The sequence below is a fragment of the Actinoplanes sp. NPDC024001 genome, from assembly GCF_040638955.1.
Taxonomy (GTDB): Bacteria; Actinomycetota; Actinomycetes; order Mycobacteriales; family Micromonosporaceae; genus Actinoplanes.
In genome coordinates this window covers 13,068-28,092 of record NZ_JBEZZB010000137.1, presented here as the reverse complement: position 1 = coordinate 28,092, position 15,025 = coordinate 13,068, and the positions used below count along the sequence as shown (strand labels likewise).

The window sequence follows — 15,025 nt, the reverse complement described above, 5'->3', positions numbered from 1 at the left end:
GCCGCTCGGCGGGCGACTCGGCCGGCCGCTCGGCGGGCCGCTCGGCCGGCGGCTCAGCGGGCACCGGACGCTCCGGCGTCGGCAGGGCGAGAAGGTGGACGATCACCACAACGGTCGGCAACATCACCGAGACCAGGGTCGCGCTGATGTAGACGACGGGCTTGGTGCCGGCCGACCAGTACTCCGTCTCCACCACCGTCAGCAGCCCGAACGACATCGCGCAGACCAGCACGTAGGCGACGGCCAGATAGGCGGCGACCGCCGCGTTGCGGCGGCTCCACCGGCCGAGCCGGCGGGCGAGAAGGACATGGGCGAGGATCATGGCGGTCATCACGACGAGCCCGATGCTGAGCACCCGGTCCAGCCAGGCGAACTCACCGCCCGGCCGGACGTCGCGCAGGTAGTCGCGGGCCGTGGCGTTCAGCTGCGCGACCACGATGAACGCCAGGACGTAGACGATCACCCGGGTGACCCGGAACGGGGTCGAGCTGCTGCGATCGAGCGAGTAGAGCAACCAGGACACGCCGACGAACAGGCTCAGCGCGCCGTACCCCAGCAGCCCGGCGGCGATCATCGTCTCGGTCCAGGCGCGCGGGCAGGTGCGCTCACCCGCGACCACGCCGAAGAAGAAGCCGTCCAGGGCGAAGGTGAAGAAACCGGCCACGAACAGGGTCAGCGCCTCGGCCGGCCGGCGGCCCTGACCCTGGCGCTCCAGGATCACGACGATCCCGGCGAAGACCAGACCGGCGACCACACCGGCCAGTTGCGCGTGCGAGCCGGCCGAGGCTATCGGGCTCCAGTCAACCGCATCACATGACGTCGCCACTGCCGCACTCCCCGAGGCCGGACGTTACTCACGAGTCTGCGTGCGCCCCGCAACCCCGAGCAGGCGGACCCAGCTGTCGGTGAGCTCGTCGAGCATCCGGTCGCGGTCGATCTTCCAGTCCGACCCGGCCCAGTTCTGCGCGACGTAGTCCAGCTGCGCCATGGCGAGCACACCGCGGAAGTGTCGCACCCCGGGGTCGAAACGGTCTGCCCGGTTCAGCCCGTCCTCGACGTCGCTGACCGCCTCGTCCAGCCAGCGCTCGACGATGTCGGTCAGATCGGGCTCGACGGCGGCCGCGTCCCGCCCGATGCGGATGATCGGCCGGATGTCCGGCCACCGCTCGGCCGTGCGCCGGATCCAGCCGCCGATCGCCTCGGCCGTGCCCTCGGCGACCACCGCCGACGTCACCCTTGCTCCCACCCCGGCGACCCCACCACCGGCGCTTGCGGTGAAGTCCGGTTGAGGTTGCAGCATGGGCGGATGGCGGTGACGGACGAAGCGCGCGCGGCGCTGGACCGGCAGTTGACGGTGGACATCACGACGATCGGGCGGCGCAGCGGGCAGCCGCGGCGGATCGAGACCTGGCGGTATCTGGCGGGTGGCCGCTACTGGCTGACCGGCAGCCCGGGAGCCCGCGACTGGTACGCGAACCTGGTCGCCCACCCCGAGTTCACGCTGCACCTGAAGGATCAGGACCTGCACGTCCGGGGCCGGGCGGTGACCGACCCGGAGGAGCGGGCCCGGGTGTTCGGGGAGATCGTGCCGCAGCTCGACTGGGCGGGCAGCCTGGAGAGCTGGATCGCCGGGAGCCCGCTCGTGGAGATCGAACTGGACTGACCCCGCCGGCCGGCGCGGGTGTGCGAACATCGATGGTTATGAGTGCGCGCCGAGTCACCGCCGTCCTGGCCGCCGCGACCGTGCTGCTCCCCACCGCGGTCACCGCCGGCCCCGCTGCCGCAGCCGAAGCCACCGACTGGCAGCAGGTGCCGCTGCCGGCCTCGGTCACCTCACCCGCGATGCTGCGCTGGGTGACCGCCACCGACCCGGCGAACGCCTGGGCGGTCGGCGGCGAGGCGGTGACCGGCCGGACTGCCGGCACCCCACTGATCCTGCGCTGGGACGGCGCCGCCTGGACGAAGTCGCCGCTGCCCGCGCTGCCCTGGAACGGCGTGCTGCATTCGGTTGCCGCCGCCTCCCGGCTCGACGCCTGGGCGGTCGGCGAGGACACCACCGGCCGGTCCCGCCTGCTGCGCTGGAACGGGCGGCAGTGGCGGGAGGCGCCCGTCCCGGGCAGCGCCACGGTGGCGCTGCGCACGGTCGCCGCCGGCCCGCTCGGGTCCGCGTGGCTGGTCGGCTACGACGGTGACCGCCCGGTCGTCCTGCGCTGGGACGGCTCGGTGTGGCGCCCGGTGCCGCCCCCGATGGAGACCGGGCGGCTGGCCGGCGTCCGGGTGACCTGGCGCGGGGTGTGGGTGACCGGCCAGGACCGCGGCAGCGGCCAGGACCTGGGCCTGGTGGCACGCCGGACCGCCACCGGCTGGGCCACCGTCACCACCGCCGCCCCGGTCTCGGTGATCAACGACGTGCTGGTGGCGGGCACCGGCGACCTGTGGGCGGCCGGGGCCGCCGACATCCGCGGCCCGGGTGGCCTGTCGCTGACCCAGCCGTGGATCGGGCACTGGAACGGCACCGCGTGGGACGTCACGCAGCGGACCCCGGCCACGACCATCGAGCAGAACGTCTCGATCACGCCGGACCGCGCCGGCCGGCCGCAGTGGATCGGCTCCATCGTCGGCGCCAACCCGGCCACCACCCGGTACGCCCGGTTCGACGGCACCGCCTGGACCGAGGTCAGCGGCGCCCCGCTGACCGGCGTCTTCATCGCCGGCACCGCGACCGCCCACATCCCCGGCACGAACGCGACCTGGTCGGTGACCGCCCTCGCCACCCAGACGCCGGACGGTTTCGCCTGGGGCACGCCGCTCATCGAGCGCCACGACGGCGGTTAGGTTCCGGCGACCACCTCGCGCAGCCGCTCGGCCGCGCTCTCCGCGGTGATGTCGCGCTGCGGCTGGCCGAGCAGCTCGTAGCCGACCATGAACTTGCGCACCGTCGCCGACCGCAGCAGCGGCGGATAGAAGTGGGCGTGCAGGTGCAACTCCGGATGGGCCGCGCCGTCGGTCGGCCGCTGGTGCAGGCCCATCGTGTAGGGGAACTCCACACCGAAGAGCCGGTCGTACCCCGAGGTCAGCCGTTGCAGCAGGTCGGCGAAGCCGTCGCGGGCCGCGTCGTCCAGGTCGGGGACGGCGTTGTGATGGCGCCGGGGCAGAACCAGCGTCTCGAACGGCCACACCGCCCAGAACGGCACCAGCGCCACGAACTCGTCGTTGCGGCAGACGATCCGCTGCCCGCCGCGCAGCTCGACCCGCAGATAGTCGCAGAGCAGGCACCCACCGCCGGCGGCGTACGCCCGCTGCCGTTCGAGCTCCTTGGCCGGCTCGCCGGGCAGGCGCTCGTTGGCCCAGATCTGGCCGTGCGGGTGCGGGTTGCTGGCGCCCATCATCGCCCCGCGGTTCTCGAAGATCTGCACGTGGCCGACCCACGGGATGCCGCCGAGGTCGAGGGTCTGGTCGGCCCAGGTGTCCACGACGCGGCGGATCGCGGTGGCGTCCATGCCGCCGAGGGTCAGGTCGTGCCGGGGGTCGAAGCACACCACCCGGCAGATGCCCCGCTCGGCCTGCGCCACCAGCAGGTCGTCCGGGCGGGGCGGGTCGTCGGCCGCGGTGGGCAGCAGCGCGGCGAAGTCGTTGTCGAACACGAACGTCGACTCGTACACCGGGGTCACCGCCCCGGCCGCTCGGGTGTTGCCGGGGCAGAGGTAGCAGTCCGGGTCGTAGGCGGGCCGGGTCGTCCGGGCGGTTTCCTCGACCTGGCCCTGCCATGGCCGCGCGGTGCGCTGCGGCGAGACCAGCAGCCATTCGCCGGTGAGCTGGTTGAGCCGCCGGTGCGGGCCGGTCGGCAGCGCCTCGTTCACGATGGTCACAGTCTCCAGTGTGATACCGCTGCGGACGGGACACCGCGAAACGCGGCGGCTCAGCCCTGCCGGCGGGCCCGGAAGGTGTGCCGGTAGGCGTGCGGGCTGGCTCCCACCACCCGCTTGAACTGGTCACGGAACGCCGTCGGGGAGCCGAAACCGACCCGCTCGCTGATCCGCTCGACCGGCTCCGAACTCGCCTCCAGCAGGTGCTGGGCGCGGCGGATCCGGGCGCGGTGCAGCCACTGCAGCGGCGTGGTGCCGGTCTGCTCGCGGAACCGGCGGTTCAGCGTCCGCACGCTCATCCCGGCCCGGCCGGCGATCTGCGGCATGGTCAGGTTGCGCTCGGCGTTCTCCTCCAGCCAGGCCAGCAGCGGCTCCATGGTGGCGCCGCGCGGCACCGGCGGCAGCTCGGCGACGATGAACTGCGCCTGCCCGCCCTCGCGTTCCAGCGGCATCACCGACAGCCGGGCCGCCATGGCCGCGACCGCGGCGCCGTGATCCCGGCGGATCAGGTGCAGGCACAGGTCGAGCCCGGCGGCCGCGCCGGCCGAGGTGAGGATCTGCCCGTTGTCCACGTAGAGCACGTTCGGATCGACCTCCACCCCGGGGAAGCGGCGGGCCAGCTCGGCGGCGGCGACCCAGTGGGTGGTGGCGCGCAGCCCGTCGAGCAGGCCGGCTTCGGCGAGCACGAAGGCGCCGGTACAGATGGAGGCGATCCGGGCGCCGCGGTCCGCGGCCGCACGCAGTCGCTCCACAACCTTGCGGGGTACGGCCGGAGCACCCTCCCCCACCCCCGGCACGATGATCGTGTCCGCGACGTCGAGAGCTTCCAGCCCGTGCGGGGCGCGCAGCCGGAACGCCCCCGCGTCGACCTCCCGGGCAGCCGCGCAGATCCGCACGTCGTAGGCCGGGTCACCGTCGGGCAGGCGGGTGCGGCCGAAGGCCTCCACCGGGGTGGACAGGTCGAAGGGAATCACCCCGTCGAGGGCGAGCACGGCCACGATCTGCATGGCGCGACCCTAACGCCGCAGCTTCAGGCCTCGCGCGGGCGGCGACGGTCACCGACGAAGCCCGCGATCAGCGCGATCAGCGCGTAGAGACCGAAGGCGATCAGGGTGATCACCTCAAAGACCCGGCTCTGGACGTCGACGGCCAGCCGCGGGCCGAAGATCCCCCGCGGGTCGGTGACCACGTCGATCCGGCTGCCCGGCGGATACTCGACGGTGTCCCGGAAGTCTCCGGCCAACTCCTGTCCGTCCTGGTCACGCAGGGTGTAGCTGTAGAGGCACCGCCCCTCGCGGGTCTCCGCGCAGACGGCCTCCGCCACCGTCGCGGCCGCCGGGGTGCCCTCGGTGCGCATGTAGAGATCACCCGGCACCGCCAGCGCCGTCATCAGCAGCACCAGCACCGGCAGGAAGGCCACCCAGGTCGGCCAGGTCCGTCCGGCGCTCACCCGGTACAGCAGGAACGGCCCGGCGACGAACGCGGCCATCGGCACGGCCGCCACCAGCCACCACAGCCAGGTGCCGAGCGCGCCGGCCACCCCCACCACGAGCCACAACGCGACGGTTGCGGCGAGCAGCGCGGCGACGCGCCCCCAGGTTCCACGTTCCAAGATCACAACGGGCCAGGGTACGGGCGGCGCCCGACCAGTGAACCTCCCGGGGGGGCCGCCGGCCCCGGGCGGACCAGGCTGCTGAGCAGACCCGCTACACCGCATCCGTTGAAGGAGAAGAGCCATGTCCGATCTCGCCCAGCAGCCGGTCGTCGTCCTCGTGCACGGCGCGTTCGCCGAGTCGGCCAGCTGGAACGCCGTCATCCAGGAGCTCACCGCCGAGGGGGTGAGCGCCACCGCGATCGCCAACCCGCTGCGCAGCCTGCGCGGTGACGCCGCCTACCTGCGCGACGTGGTGGCGTCCCTCGGCCGCCCGGTCATCCTGGCCGGCCACTCGTACGGCGGTCAGGTCATCACCGAGGCCGCGGCCGGCAATCCGGCGGTGCGGGGCCTGGTCTACGTGTCCGCGTTCGCCCCGGAGACCGGCGAGTCAGCGCTCGAACTGTCCGGCAAGTTCCCCGGCAGCACGCTCGGCGACGCGGTCGTCGCCCGCCCGCTCTCCGGCGGCGGCAACGAGCTGTCGATCGACACCGCGAAGTTCGCTCAGCAGTTCGCCGCCGACGCCGACCCGGCGGGGGCCGCGCTGATGGCCGCCACCCAGCGCCCGGTCACCGAGCTCGCGCTCACCGAGGGCCTCAGCGGCGGCCAGGCGGCCTGGCGCACGCTGCCCAGCTGGTTCGTCTGGGGCTCGGCCGACCGCAACATCCCGGCCGAGGCGCTGCGCTTCATGGCCGAGCGGGCCGGCGGCCGGACCACGACCGAGGTGCCCGGCGCCGGCCACGCCCTGCCGGTCTCCCAGCCCGAGGCGGTCGCCGGAACCATCCTGCAGGCCGTCTCCGCCGTCCGCGCCTGACCTTTCCACCGAAGCCGAAGGAGACAAGCTGATGAAGCGCCCCACCCTCGCCACCGCCGTGGCCGTCGTCATCGCCGCCGGCACGCTCACCGGGCTGGGCCCGGCCGTCGCCGAGGCACACAGCGGCGGTCCGCACCGCCAGAAACCGACCGTCGTGCTGGTGCACGGCGCGTTCGCCGACTCCAGCGGCTGGAACGGCGTGGTCAGCCGCCTGCAGAAGGACGGCTATCCGGTGGTCGCGGTCGCCAACCCGCTGCGCGGGGTCGCCTCGGACGCGGCGACCGTCCGCTCGGTCCTGAACGACATCGACGGCCCGATCGTGCTGGCCGGCCACTCGTACGCCGGCAACGTCATCACCGAGGCCGCCGCCGGCGACAGGGACGTCAAGGCGCTGGTCTACGTCGCCGCGTTCCTGCCGGACACCGGGGAGACCGCGGGCGGGCTGTCGAACAAGTTCCCCGGCAGCACCCTGGGTTCGACCCTGCACCAGGTCGCGGTGCCGGGCGGCGGCACCGACCTTTACATCGACCGGGCGCTGTTCCCGCAGCAGTTCGCCGCGGATCTGCCGCTGCGGGAGGCGAAGCTGCTCGCGGTCGGTCAGCGGCCGATCGACGCCGGCGCGCTGGCCGAGCCGCAGGCCGGCGCCCCGGCCTGGAAGAGCATCCCCAGTTACGACCTGATCCCGGAGGCGGACCGCAACATCCCGCCGGCCGCCCAGCACTGGATGGCCCAGCGGGCGAAGGCCACCACGGTCAGCGTCAAGGGTGCGTCGCACCTGGTGCTGGCCTCGCACCCGGGCACCACGGCCGCGCTGATCGAACGGGCGGCCCGCGAGAACCCCTGAGCCATAGCGGGGCATTACTCACATCTTGAACCGCCCTCGGGTCTGAACCCGGGGGCGGTTCGGCCGTCCCAGAAGACATGACCGATTTCGGAAAACTGGCCGGCGAACTCGACGGCACCCTGTTCCTGCCCGGCGACCCCGGATACGCCGGCGAGTGCTTCACCTTCCACCTGCTGCAACCGCTCACCCCGGACGCCGCCGTCGGCGCGGCCTCGGTCGCCGACGTGCAGGCCGCCGTCCGGTTCGCGGGCGCGAACGACCTGGCCGTCGCGGTGCGCGGTGGCGGGCACCTGCAGACCCACTCGGCGGCCGGCGCGCTGCTGATCACTCTCGACCGGATGAACGGCGTCACGATCGACGCGCGGCGGCGGACCGCGCGGATCACCGGCGCGGCCCGCTGGCAGGAGGTCATCGATGCGGCCGCCGGCGCCGGCCTGGCCCCGTTGAGCGGCTCGGCGACCACGGTGAGCGCCATCGGCTACGTGCTCGGCGGCGGTCAGGGCCCGATCCTCAGCCGCCGGTACGGCTACGCCTCCGACCACGTCACCTCGTTCGACATCGTCACCGCGGACGGGCGGGCCCGTACCGTCGACGCCGCGCACGAGCCGGACCTGTTCGCCGCGCTGCGCGGCGGCAAGGGCAATTTCGGCGTGGTCACCGGCATGGAGATCGGCCTGTTCCCGGCCGCCACGGTGGTCGGTGGCGGCATCTACTTCCCCGGCGCGGCCACCGAGCGGCTGCTGCCGGCCTGGCGGGACTGGGCGGCGACGCTGCCCGAGCAGGCCACCACCTCGTTCGCCGTGCAGTGGCTGCCGCCGTTCGAGGTGCTGCCGCCGATGCTGCGCGGCGCCCACGTGGTGCACCTGCGCTACGCCTACGACGGTCCGGCCGGCATCGGCACGGCCCTGCTGGAGCCGATGCGGGCGGTGGCGCCGGCCCTGCTCGACACGGTGGCCGAGGTGCCGTACCCGGTGGCCGCGGTCCTGCACAACGACCCGACCGAGCCGGCGCCGGTGCTGCACCGCAGCCTCGGCCTGGCCGAGCTGGCCGACGAGACCCTGGCCGAGCTGATCCGGCACGCCGGGCCCGACCTGCTCAGCGTCGAGGTGCGTGCCCTGGGCGGCGCGCTGGACCGCCCACCGGCCACTCCCGACTCGGTGCCCAGCCGGGGCCTGCCGTATCAGCTCACCGCGTTCGCACTGGCCACGCCGGACGACCTGGCCCGGCAGGCCGGCAACCTGGCAGCTCTGATCGGCGCGCTGCGCCCGTGGGCGGACCGGCGGCAGATGGTCAACTTCCTGGCGCCGGACGAGGCAACCGACCCGGCGCAGCTGCGCGTGGTCTACGGGCCGGAGCTCTACGACCGGCTGCTGGCGGTCAAGCGGCGCTACGACCCGACCTCGATGTTCCGGATGAACCACAGCATCCGGCCGGTGTGACCGGGCACACCGGGTGGGGCACCCGGGCCCGACCAGGGTCCTTCCCTGGCTCGCGCCCGGTGCCCCGGCTGTGAAAGTGCTGTGCATGAGACGACGACTGATCCTCATCGCCGCCACCGTCCTTCCGCTCTCCGCCGCGCTGGCGCCGATGGCCGCCAACGCCGTCGGCACCACCACCACCGGCGCCACCGCCGCCGGCGGCACGGCCTGTGCCGCCATACCGGTCACCGCGCCACCGGGCGCCACCGTGGAGGGTGTGCGGGCCGTCGCCAACCCCGGCGGCACCGTCACCTTCCCGGACCAGCCGCCGCTGGGTGCGCCGGCCCCGGTCACCGACGTGCCGGCCTTCTGCGACATCAACGTCACGCTGTCCCACCCGGGCGCCGGCGACCACGTCACCGTCAAGGTGTCGCTGCCCAGCGACCCGGCGAAGTGGAGCGGCCGGCTGCAGGCCGTGGGCGGCAGCGCCTACCAGGCCGGCAACCTGAACGGCGCGGAGACCGTCACCGCGGTCAAGAACGGTTACGTCGCCGCCGTCACCGACGCCGGCGTCAGCCAGAACGTGCTGGACACCACCTGGGCGATCAAGCCGGACGGATCCCTGGACCAGGGTCTGCTCACCGACTTCGCCTCGCGGTCGCTGCACGACATGACCGTGGTCGCGAAGCAGGTGACGAAGACCTTCTACGGCAAGCCGGCCACCTACTCGTACTGGAACGGCTGCTCCACCGGAGGCCGCCAGGGCTACCTGGAGGCGCAGCGCTACCCGCACGACTACGACGGCATCCTCGCCAACGCGCCGGCGATCAACTGGGACCGGTTCGCGGTCGCCACCATCTGGCCGGCGGTGGTCTACAACGAGCTGAACGTCGCGCCCAGCGCCTGTGAGATCGGCGCCTTCAACACCGCCGTGGTGAAGGCCTGCGACACCCTCGACGGGGTCAAGGACAACATCATCGACAACCCGCAGAAGTGCGCCTGGGACCCGCGCACGCTGGTCGGCACCACGGTCGTCTGCGACGGGCAGACCCAGACCATCACCAAGGCGGAGGCCGAGGCCATCCGCAAGATCTGGCAGGGCCCGGGCAAGCTCTGGTACGGGCCGAACAAGGGCGCCGACATCGCGACCTACCTGGCGAACCCGGCCCAGCCGTTCTTCGTGGCCGACAACTGGGTCAAGTACTTCGTCACCCGCAACCCGGCGCTGGACACCCGCAACCTCACCTACCGCGACTTCGGGAAGCTGTTCGCCTCCTCGCGCAAGCAGTTCAACTCGGTCATCGGCACCGACGACCCGAACCTGCGCGCCTTCCGCGACTCCGGCGGCAAGCTGCTCACCTGGCAGGGCCAGAGCGACCAGCTGATCCCGACCCAGGGCACCGTGGACTACCGCAACCGCGTCGAGCGCCTGATGGGCGGCAACGCCAAGGTGAACGACTTCTACCGGCTGTTCCTGCTGCCCGGTGTGGACCACTGCCAGGGCGGCACCGGCCCGCAGGCGGTCGACCCGCTGGGCGCGCTGGTCACGTGGGTCGAGAAGGGTCAGGCCCCGGCCACCCTGGCGACCGCCACCACCGGCGCCGACGGCAAGTCGATCACCCGTAACGCCTGCCCGTACCCGAACGTGGCCCGGTACACCGGCCACGGGGACCCGGCGTCGGCCGCCAGCTACCGCTGCGCCCGCGCCTGATCCCTGCCAGTAGGAAGCGGCCCCCGGGGAAACCCCGGGGGCCGCTTCGTCTTTCGCGGTGCTACTGGGTGGCGGCGACGAAATCGGTCACCGCGGTGGCGAACCGCTCCGGCTCCTCGACGTGGCCGAGGTGGCCGCTCTCCGCCAGCAGCAGCAGCTTCGAGCCGGGCACCAGGTCGAACATCTCCCGGGCCCAGCGCTCACCGCAGACCACGTCGTAGCGGCCGGCGATGATCAGCGTCGGCACGGTGAGCCCGGCGAGCAGCTCCCGGTCCTGCACCAGCCCCGGGTCGGCGATGTAGCTGACCCGCAGCCGGTCGCGCAGCGCCTTGAACTCCACCTCCCGCTCCCAGTAGTGCGCGAAGTACGCCGGGAGCAGCCCCCGCAACGCCTCGGTCAGCCGGTCGTCGTCGGTGATCGACCCGACCGACTGCAGGGCGGCGAGCACACCGGGCAGCTCGGGATTGCCCTCGTTACGGGCGGCGAACGCGGCGACCTGCCGCGCGCTCTCCTCGCCCTGCTCCGCACCGGTGACCGGGGCGGAGTCGTAGAGGACCAGGCCGGCCAGCCGCTGCGGGTGCCGCGACGCGTAGTACTGGGCGACGAAGCCGCCGTGCGAGTGGCCGAGCAGGTAGACCTTCTCCCGGCCCAGTTCGGTGATCATCCGGTCCAGGGCGCGGGCGTAGACGTCCCGGCGGTAGCCGTACGGGTGGGTGGGCAGCCGCCCGGACTCGCCGGTGCCGATCGGCTCGACGTAGACGACCGTCAGGTGCCGCTCGACCTGCGGTATCAGCAGCGAGTCCCAGTCGACGCCAGGGCCGCCGGGCATCGCGACCAGCACCGCGGCGCCCTGGCCGCGGACGTGGTAGCGCTGGGCGACCCCGTCGACGTCGACGACGTGGACACCCGGGGCCAGCGGGTGTGGTCCGGCATTGCTCATCAGGAGCCTCCTCAGGCGAGAGCGGAGCGGCGGGCCGGGACGAGTTCCACCCACTGCCGTTCGGGAAGGGTGAGCGACCGGCCGGACGGATCCGGTCCGGTCGCGGTGGCCGCGGCGGCGTCGGCGACGGTCTTCTCGCCGTCGCACGCCGAGGTGAACGCCAGCCCGAAGGCGGCGACGACGGCGAGCGGTGCGATGCGGGGAGCCAGCATGATCGATTCCTTCCGGGAGGCTGTGGAGAAGCCTCCGACCGCAAGGACGCATGCGAAGGCGCCCGGTTCACCGAGGGCGACGCACGTCACCGGGCCGGTTCGCAGGCGTGCCCGGTGACGGCCGCTCGCAGCGAGCGCAGGGCGTAGTGGGCCCGCGATTTCACCGTGCCGACCGGCACGCCCAGGCGCCGCGCGGTCTCGTCCGCGGTGTGTCCCTGCACGTAGAGCTCGTTGAGGATCCGCCGGTGCGCCGTGCTCAGGCCGCGCAGCGCGGAGCGCAGCGAGTCGACGGCCACCACCGTGCCGGACGTGTCGTCGGGCCCGGCTTCGAGGTTCGCGTCGTTGTCGCCCAGATCCACCTCGGGTGGGCGGGCGTGCCGGCGCCGGATCGCGTCGATGGCGACGTTGCGCGCCACCGTGAACAGCCAGCGGCGCGTCTGCTCGGGCTCGGTGGGCAGGGTGTCCAGGTGCCGCCAGGCCCGGATCATCGTCTCCTGGAGCAGGTCCTCGGCGCTCTGCGGGTTGCCGCCGGTGAAGCCGGACAGATACCGCAGCAGCTGCGGCGCGTACCGGGTGTGCATGTCGGTCAGGCGGTCGGCGGGCGTGGCCGGGCTCATGTGAATCCCCCCAGGGTGGTGGCAGGTGACGGATTCAGCGTCCGTTCCGGAGCGTCCGCGCCGCGCCAGTGCGGTGCCCTGGTGAACACCCGGGCGTCGGCCCGAAACGGCTCGGGCGGCACGCGTCACGCGTGCCGCCCGTTCGCAGCGCTGTCCATCGGTGTGCGGCCACCCGGTCCGCACCGAGGCGGTCCGTCAGCGGGCCCGCGCGTTGTTGCGGGCCTCGATGGCCTTGACGGTGTTCTTCAGCGCCTTGCCCAGCACGCCCTTGCCGACCGAACCGAGCAGCGCACCGGTCACGCGGCCCTTGAGGTTCTTGCCCTCGCGCACCACCACCACGTCCAGCAGGGTGGTCCCGTCCGGCTGCGGCGTCAGCGTGTACGTGTGCCCCGACCGCCCGCCCCAGATGTTCGAGTCGGTGGTCGTCATGACCACCCGGCGCGGGTCCGACCAGTCGTAACGCAGCCGCTCCCAGATCCCGCCCGATCCCTCGGTGACGTCGGCCCAGTCCGGGCCCTGCCCGTGCACCTTCAGGAACTCGTCGGCGCTGTTGCCGAACAGCTGCGAGCGGCCCGGCCCGAAGTCGGTGAGCCCGGAGAGGAACTGCTCGGGCGTGGCGGTGGTCGTCTCGACGAAATGGATCGTGGACATGAGGTCTCTCCCCTGGTGAAGTCCCGGTTGACTGCCTCTACAGGCTGCCCGCCGCAAGCACCCGGTCGAGCCCGTGCAACACCCTGGTAGCGCCGGTGCGGGTCCCTGGCGGCCCCTGGTGCGACCGGCGACACCGGGGTGCCCGGTCCGGTGCTACTCCCTGGCGCGAATCCGGCCACGCCCTCGCGATCGTCGATGCAACCGATCGAGCCGGAGGACGAAATGATCACCAACGACAAGCTCTTCATCGGCGGCACCTGGGCCCGGCCGTCGAACCCGCGACTGTTCGCCGTCGCGTCGCCGCACGACCAGACGGTGCTCGGCCGGGCCGCGCAGGCGCTGCCCGGCGAGATCGACGAGGCCGTCGCGACCGCGCGGGCTGCCTTCGACGACGGGCCGTGGCCGCACACGCCCCCGGCGGCACGGATCGCGATCGTGCGCCGGCTCACCGCGCTGCGCGAGGACCGGGCCGAGGAGATCGCCCGGCTCACCGCGGCGGAGAGCGGCGCCGCCCTGCGCTCCACCCGGCGCGGCCAGGTCGAACTCGGCCGGCAGGCGGCCTCGTTCCTGCAGGCCGCCGAGACGTACGACTGGGAGCACTCCGCCTCCCGCTCGGTGGACCGGCACACCCCGGTCGGGGTGGTCGCCGCGATCACCTCGTGGCATTCCCCCTTCCCGGCGGCGCTGGCCCGGCTCGTCCCGGCACTGCTGACCGGCAACACCGTCGTGCTCAAGGTCGCCCCGGAGAGCTCGCTGAGCATGAACCTGCTGGCCGGCCTGCTGACCGAGGCCGGGGTGCCGGAGGGGGTGGTCAGCGTGCTGCCGGCCGGCCGGGCCACCAGCGAATATCTGGTCCGGCACCCGGACGTCGACCAGGTCGCGTTCACCGGCTCGGCCCGGGTCGGCCGGCGCGTCGCCGCCCTCGCCGTCGAGCGTGGCAAGCGGGTCAGCCTGGAGCCGGCCGGCGGCCTCACCACGGCTCTGCTGCCCGACGCCGACCTCGCCGAGGCGGTTCGTGCGCTGGCCGCCGGCGCGGCGCAGACCCGGGTGCTGGTTCCCCGCCGCCGCTACGCCGAGTCGCTCGCCGCGCTCGCCGGCATGGTCGAGTCGCTGCCGGTCGGCGACCCCCTGGACGAGCGGACCGTGGTCGGCCCGATGCCCCGGCCCGACCTGCAGCAGCGCGTCCGCGACCACATCGACCTGGGGACGAGCGAGGGTGCCCGGGTGCTGGTCGGGGGCTCGCACGTCCCGGACGGGCTGGACAGGGGCAACTACGTCGCGCCCACCCTCTTCGCCGACGCCGACCACCGGATGCGCCTGGTCCGCGAGGGGGTCTGCGGGCCGATCCTGACGGTTCTCGCGTACGAGGACGAGCACGACCTCGTCCGCATCGCCAACGACTCGGTGCCCGGGTTCTCCGCCGGTGTCTGGTCGGCCGACGAGCAGCACGCGACGGACGTCGCCCGGCGGCTGCGCACCGCGACCGTGACGATCAACGGCGCCCCGGTCCCGTTCGGCGGTTTCCGCAGCGGCGGCCCGGCCGGCCTGACCGAGTACACCGCGCACCAGACGCTCACCCGGGCCGCCTGAGACGGCAAGCTGCCCCGGCCCGTGCGGGCCGGGGCCGGGAAGCTCGGTCAGCGGTCGCTGCCGCCGCGGAAGATCTGCAGGAAGAACAGGAAGACGTTCAGGATGTCCAGGAAGATCGACGCCGCCAGCAGCGGGGCCGACTCCACCTCGGACGAGCGGCGCAGCCGCTGGAAGTCGATCGCGATGAAACCGGCGAAGATGATCAGGCCGAGCACCGAGTAGATCAGCGCGCCGTTCGGGACGTTCACGAAGATCAGCACGATGCTGAACCCGATCAGCGCGACCAGCGCCCAGAAGCAGATCCGGGCCAGCGCGGTCAGGTCGCGGCGGGTGGCGTACCCGGCCGCGCCGAAGCCGGCGACGAACAGCGCGGTGGCGCCGCCGGCCTGCCACAGCGCCTGCGGGTCGGTGCCGGCGTAGACGGCCAGCGTCGGCGCGACCGCCAGCCCGATCAGCACCCCGAAGGCCGCGAGCAGCCCGACCGTCAGCTCCCGCGAGCGGCGGACGGCGAACTGCATGCCGATCAGCACGGCGAACGCCGCCAGGTAGGCGACGAGACCGGCGCCGCCGGACAGGTCACGGCCCAGGTACGCGCCGAGGGCGAACAGTCCGGTGGTCGCCGCGACGTAGCCCATCGTCTGCGCGAACAGGGTCTGGCTGCGGTCGCGGACCGCCAGTCCGGCCGGGCGGTACGCGAATGAGTTGTCCATC

17 protein-coding genes are annotated in these 15,025 nt (G+C 73.3%); 7 read left to right on the top strand and 10 right to left on the bottom strand.

The features are described from left to right. Together AB0F81_RS38000 and AB0F81_RS37995 are read right to left on the bottom strand one after the other, a co-directional pair. The coding region (locus tag AB0F81_RS38000) for a hypothetical protein (RefSeq protein WP_360205722.1) at positions 1-826 on the bottom strand (826 nt) is incomplete at its 3' end. A 24-nt stretch (positions 827-850) separates the two neighbouring features. Next, the gene (locus AB0F81_RS37995) at positions 851-1,300 is read right to left on the bottom strand and encodes a hypothetical protein (protein ID WP_360205719.1); all 450 of its coding nucleotides are present in this window, start codon (positions 1,298-1,300) and stop codon (positions 851-853) included. 6 nt (positions 1,301-1,306) lie between these two features. Between AB0F81_RS37995 and AB0F81_RS37990 the strand changes: the two genes are divergently transcribed. Then, a complete protein-coding gene (locus AB0F81_RS37990; RefSeq protein WP_360205716.1) occupies positions 1,307-1,663 on the top strand; it encodes a nitroreductase/quinone reductase family protein in 357 nt (118 codons plus the stop codon). 38 nt (positions 1,664-1,701) lie between these two features. Next, entirely contained in the window at positions 1,702-2,835 is a 1,134-nt protein-coding gene (locus AB0F81_RS37985) for a hypothetical protein (RefSeq protein WP_360205713.1), read from the top strand. Here AB0F81_RS37985 and AB0F81_RS37980 read toward each other — a convergent pair. Genes AB0F81_RS37980 through AB0F81_RS37970 form a run of 3 tightly spaced genes read right to left on the bottom strand, consistent with a single transcriptional unit; the run spans position 2,832 to position 5,484 of the window. Then, on the bottom strand, positions 2,832-3,869 hold the full coding sequence (locus tag AB0F81_RS37980; RefSeq protein ID WP_360205711.1) for a UDP-glucose--hexose-1-phosphate uridylyltransferase: 1,038 nt from the start codon (positions 3,867-3,869) through the stop codon (positions 2,832-2,834). The two genes, AB0F81_RS37985 and AB0F81_RS37980, sit on opposite strands and share 4 nt — an antisense overlap. 50 nt (positions 3,870-3,919) lie before the next feature. Further along, the gene (locus AB0F81_RS37975; protein WP_360205708.1) at positions 3,920-4,873 is read right to left on the bottom strand and encodes a helix-turn-helix domain-containing protein; all 954 of its coding nucleotides are present in this window, start codon (positions 4,871-4,873) and stop codon (positions 3,920-3,922) included. 23 nt (positions 4,874-4,896) lie between these two features. Next, positions 4,897-5,484 carry a hypothetical protein gene (locus tag AB0F81_RS37970; RefSeq protein WP_360205705.1) on the bottom strand — a complete coding sequence of 196 codons (588 nt, stop codon included), beginning with the start codon at positions 5,482-5,484 and terminating at the stop codon, positions 4,897-4,899. 118 nt (positions 5,485-5,602) lie between these two features. Here AB0F81_RS37970 and AB0F81_RS37965 point away from each other — a divergent pair, with 118 nt between their 5' ends. From AB0F81_RS37965 to AB0F81_RS37950, 4 genes are all read left to right on the top strand, one after another. Then, positions 5,603-6,331, top strand: coding sequence for an alpha/beta hydrolase (locus tag AB0F81_RS37965; RefSeq protein WP_360205702.1), 729 nt, complete (start codon positions 5,603-5,605; stop codon positions 6,329-6,331). A gap of 31 nt (positions 6,332-6,362) precedes the next feature. Beyond that, positions 6,363-7,175: an alpha/beta hydrolase gene (locus tag AB0F81_RS37960; RefSeq protein WP_360205699.1), complete on the top strand. Its 813-nt coding sequence runs from the start codon at positions 6,363-6,365 to the stop codon at positions 7,173-7,175. Positions 7,176-7,252: 77 nt separating this feature from the next. Beyond that, a complete protein-coding gene (locus tag AB0F81_RS37955) occupies positions 7,253-8,614 on the top strand; it encodes an FAD-binding oxidoreductase (RefSeq protein WP_360205697.1) in 1,362 nt (453 codons plus the stop codon). A gap of 85 nt (positions 8,615-8,699) precedes the next feature. Then, a complete protein-coding gene (locus AB0F81_RS37950) occupies positions 8,700-10,304 on the top strand; it encodes a tannase/feruloyl esterase family alpha/beta hydrolase (RefSeq protein WP_360205695.1) in 1,605 nt (534 codons plus the stop codon). A gap of 61 nt (positions 10,305-10,365) precedes the next feature. Here the strand turns inward: AB0F81_RS37950 and AB0F81_RS37945 are convergent, their stop codons facing one another. The 4 genes from AB0F81_RS37945 to AB0F81_RS37930 all read right to left on the bottom strand — a co-directional run bounded on the left by AB0F81_RS37945 (position 10,366) and on the right by AB0F81_RS37930 (position 12,724). Next, complete coding sequence (locus AB0F81_RS37945; protein ID WP_360205692.1) at positions 10,366-11,244, bottom strand: alpha/beta hydrolase; 879 nt, start codon at positions 11,242-11,244, stop codon at positions 10,366-10,368. An 11-nt stretch (positions 11,245-11,255) separates the two neighbouring features. Continuing rightward, the gene (locus tag AB0F81_RS37940) at positions 11,256-11,456 is read right to left on the bottom strand and encodes a hypothetical protein (protein ID WP_360205689.1); all 201 of its coding nucleotides are present in this window, start codon (positions 11,454-11,456) and stop codon (positions 11,256-11,258) included. A gap of 86 nt (positions 11,457-11,542) precedes the next feature. Next, a complete protein-coding gene (locus tag AB0F81_RS37935) occupies positions 11,543-12,073 on the bottom strand; it encodes a sigma-70 family RNA polymerase sigma factor (protein ID WP_360205686.1) in 531 nt (176 codons plus the stop codon). Positions 12,074-12,268: 195 nt separating this feature from the next. Beyond that, positions 12,269-12,724 (bottom strand): hypothetical protein, encoded by a 456-nt coding sequence (locus tag AB0F81_RS37930; RefSeq protein ID WP_360205684.1) that lies wholly within the window; start codon positions 12,722-12,724, stop codon positions 12,269-12,271. Positions 12,725-12,919: 195 nt separating this feature from the next. Between AB0F81_RS37930 and AB0F81_RS37925 the strand changes: the two genes are divergently transcribed. Continuing rightward, positions 12,920-14,314, top strand: coding sequence for an aldehyde dehydrogenase family protein (locus tag AB0F81_RS37925; protein ID WP_360205681.1), 1,395 nt, complete (start codon positions 12,920-12,922; stop codon positions 14,312-14,314). A 47-nt stretch (positions 14,315-14,361) separates the two neighbouring features. On the opposite strand, the gene AB0F81_RS37920 is transcribed toward AB0F81_RS37925, so the two are convergent. Next, positions 14,362-15,024, bottom strand: a complete 663-nt coding sequence (locus AB0F81_RS37920; protein WP_360205678.1) for a Bax inhibitor-1 family protein — start codon at positions 15,022-15,024, stop codon at positions 14,362-14,364. Between the last annotated feature and the right edge of the window lies 1 nt (position 15,025).

Bases quoted from the DNA above. Each gene is read 5' to 3' on its own strand.
- AB0F81_RS37920 (WP_360205678.1), bottom strand. From the start codon at position 15,024: ATGGACAACTCATTCGCGTACCGCCCGGCCGGACTGGCGGTCCGCGAC.
- AB0F81_RS37945 (WP_360205692.1), bottom strand. From the start codon at position 11,244: ATGAGCAATGCCGGACCACACCCGCTGGCCCCGGGTGTCCACGTCGTC.
- AB0F81_RS37935 (WP_360205686.1), bottom strand. From the start codon at position 12,073: ATGAGCCCGGCCACGCCCGCCGACCGCCTGACCGACATGCACACCCGG.
- AB0F81_RS37960 (WP_360205699.1), top strand. From the start codon at position 6,363: ATGAAGCGCCCCACCCTCGCCACCGCCGTGGCCGTCGTCATCGCCGCC.
- AB0F81_RS37950 (WP_360205695.1), top strand. From the start codon at position 8,700: ATGAGACGACGACTGATCCTCATCGCCGCCACCGTCCTTCCGCTCTCC.
- AB0F81_RS37930 (WP_360205684.1), bottom strand. From the start codon at position 12,724: ATGTCCACGATCCATTTCGTCGAGACGACCACCGCCACGCCCGAGCAG.
- AB0F81_RS37995 (WP_360205719.1), bottom strand. From the start codon at position 1,300: ATGCTGCAACCTCAACCGGACTTCACCGCAAGCGCCGGTGGTGGGGTC.
- AB0F81_RS37940 (WP_360205689.1), bottom strand. From the start codon at position 11,456: ATGCTGGCTCCCCGCATCGCACCGCTCGCCGTCGTCGCCGCCTTCGGG.
- AB0F81_RS37965 (WP_360205702.1), top strand. From the start codon at position 5,603: ATGTCCGATCTCGCCCAGCAGCCGGTCGTCGTCCTCGTGCACGGCGCG.
- AB0F81_RS37990 (WP_360205716.1), top strand. From the start codon at position 1,307: ATGGCGGTGACGGACGAAGCGCGCGCGGCGCTGGACCGGCAGTTGACG.
- AB0F81_RS37985 (WP_360205713.1), top strand. From the start codon at position 1,702: ATGAGTGCGCGCCGAGTCACCGCCGTCCTGGCCGCCGCGACCGTGCTG.
- AB0F81_RS37925 (WP_360205681.1), top strand. From the start codon at position 12,920: ATGCAACCGATCGAGCCGGAGGACGAAATGATCACCAACGACAAGCTC.
- AB0F81_RS37975 (WP_360205708.1), bottom strand. From the start codon at position 4,873: ATGCAGATCGTGGCCGTGCTCGCCCTCGACGGGGTGATTCCCTTCGAC.
- AB0F81_RS37955 (WP_360205697.1), top strand. From the start codon at position 7,253: ATGACCGATTTCGGAAAACTGGCCGGCGAACTCGACGGCACCCTGTTC.